Source organism: Bacteroides sp. AM07-18, from assembly GCF_003602695.1.
Classification (GTDB): domain Bacteria; phylum Bacteroidota; class Bacteroidia; order Bacteroidales; family Bacteroidaceae; genus Bacteroides; species Bacteroides uniformis.
Genome location: NZ_QTLM01000038.1, coordinates 2,422 through 4,624, shown reverse-complemented (window position 1 = coordinate 4,624; position 2,203 = coordinate 2,422). Strand labels below are relative to the sequence as shown.

Annotated in this window: 3 protein-coding genes; 1 reads left to right on the top strand and 2 read right to left on the bottom strand. The window is 38.9% G+C overall.

The genetic code is table 11. The features are described from left to right. Positions 1–347 (top strand): transposase (locus tag DW096_RS19135; protein ID WP_147401836.1); only part of this gene is annotated, 347 nt, incomplete at its 5' end. A 193-nt stretch (positions 348–540) separates the two neighbouring features. Here DW096_RS19135 and DW096_RS19130 read toward each other — a convergent pair. Further along, positions 541–1,155, bottom strand: a complete 615-nt coding sequence (locus DW096_RS19130; RefSeq protein WP_005868759.1) for an SLOG family protein — start codon at positions 1,153–1,155, stop codon at positions 541–543. A gap of 1 nt (position 1,156) precedes the next feature. Next, complete coding sequence (locus DW096_RS19125) at positions 1,157–1,723, bottom strand: phosphoribosyltransferase (protein ID WP_005868760.1); 567 nt, start codon at positions 1,721–1,723, stop codon at positions 1,157–1,159. Positions 1,724–2,203: the final 480 nt, after the last annotated feature.

The following is a 2,203-nucleotide window of genomic DNA, read 5'->3' as shown; positions in this document are numbered from 1 at the left end:
CCAATGCGATGCATATATCTGCGCTTCAAGTTGCTGAACTTTATAAAAATCGCTGGCAGGTAGAGCTGTTTTTCAAATGGCTCAAGCAGCACCTTAAAATCAAAAGATTTTGGGGAACTACAGAGAATGCTGTTCGAATACAGATATATGCTGCTATATGCGCTTACTGTTTGGTGGCAATCATTCAACACGATATGCAACTGAACAGAAGTACATATGAAGTGTTACAAATACTGAGCATCTCATTGACTGATAAGACTCATCTGAGAGACCTCTTTGATAAAACTAAATTTCAAAATGACAAAGAACGATTCGGACCAAATGGGCCAAGTTTATTTAATTTTTAATTCGTCCCAATTTTAATGGGACACTAATGTTTTACAAAGGTAAAACAATTAAGTAAAATTCATCTATCATTGCTTTTCATATTTATTGTGTCTTTCTCTTTTGCATCGGAAGTATTAGCACTTACAGCAACCAGACAGTATGACATCGCCACGTTTGATCATACCGCTGGAAAACAACGATATACAATCTGAATCAAAACAGATTGTATATCACCAATTTCTTTTTTTGTGCCTTGTTAAACGTATAAGAAGTTCCTCCGGCAGATTTTCCATCCCAATAGGCAATCAGCCTACAGGCGTGTGAAATCATGTAATCATTACGGTGGGCATAGCATTGGGCATAATAATATTCGGATAGAACTACCACCTTGTCGGCTTGGCGCAAAATATCAGCATACCTCTGTTTGTCCTCTTTGTTGAAATACACATCTTGCCCGACATAAGGAACAACCGCCACCAAAACCATATCGGGATATTGTTTCCTTTGTTCAAGTACGGTATGAGCAGCCATCATGTCAAATCCAACCGCACAACCAATATAGAAAAAACGGATTCCATTCTCATAGCAGAAACGTACCTCTTCATTCAACGATACGGACAAAGCATATTTATTTGTTCGTATCGTTCTATGACCGGTAAAAGCAACGGACATCATTTTCATCCATTTATCACGTGCCTTTCTACATATATCCAACGAACCTGCCGAAGTTTCATACACCATTCCATTCACCTCATAACGATAAGTGAACCAAGTAGTATCTCCAAAGATATCCTTCTGCTTCTCTATATAACTCTCTTTTTCTTTCATCTTATAACATACGGACAACTGTTTTACCTAAAAAGAAACCTCCCAAAACCTCACCTCCTATTTTTTCCAACTGACATGCGAAACGAGCATACGAAAACCCTTTTGTTAAAATATCGTCAAATACCAAGATTTTCTTACCCCGAAAAAAGTCCTTGTCAAATTCTATCACTTGTACTTTTTGAAGCGACTTGCTGTCAAATTTCTCGTGAATAGCCAAACGATCTCCACTGACACGTATATGTTCATACGCATTGATAGCACCTGAAAACTTACACACAGCCGAAGCAAACCCCTTATAACGAAGTTCATTCTTATCAGCGGAAGAAGCCGGAACACAAGCAAAAACAATATTCTTAACATCATCACCAAAAACTTGATGTAACTTATTCGCTATCATCCAAGCTATATTCAAATAAGCTTTTCCATCCTTAAAACTCCATATCATCTTACGAATTTGCCATTCTCTTTCCGTTGCCTGCCGATATTGCATAGGAAGATACTCAAAGAAAGAAAACATCATCTTATGCCATTGTCTGTCTAAACTAGGATATTTACTCTGATGTGCCATAGTCTTTTATCTATTAAAATTAAACTTATGCTTCAGCTAGATTTAAAGACCTTTTTTTAAACCCCTTTCCGGGATGGCCTTTTCTTTCTGCCGACTTTTTTTTTGAGCTTTCATGCCCCATCTGAGTTTATGAGCCTTTTTTTTACGGCACGCATCAATAAGGAAGGAGGGATTAAGAAAAGTTTTGGACGACAAAAAATGTTGGGGACAGCGAAGCCGTCCGGCGTTATTTTTTTCGGGACAAAGGGCGAAGACCGGAACTCTTTCGTATCCATCCACCGAAATAAATTTGCCGTTCAAAAACAAAGGATCTCAGATGGAGCTATGAAAAAAGCACATTAGGGGAGGCAGAAAACAAGGAAAAGGGCAGTACGGAAAGTAAAACAAGCCATACGGTTTTGCAAGCAAAACCATACTCCTATCTCCCTGCCACAAGTGACAGGGGGGAACGGGTTAGCAACGGACTGCCGGGACAAACGG

Coding starts and splice junctions, on each gene's coding strand:
- DW096_RS19130 (WP_005868759.1), bottom strand. CDS start 1,155: ATGAAAGAAAAAGAGAGTTATATAGAGAAGCAGAAGGATATCTTTGGA.
- DW096_RS19125 (WP_005868760.1), bottom strand. CDS start 1,723: ATGGCACATCAGAGTAAATATCCTAGTTTAGACAGACAATGGCATAAG.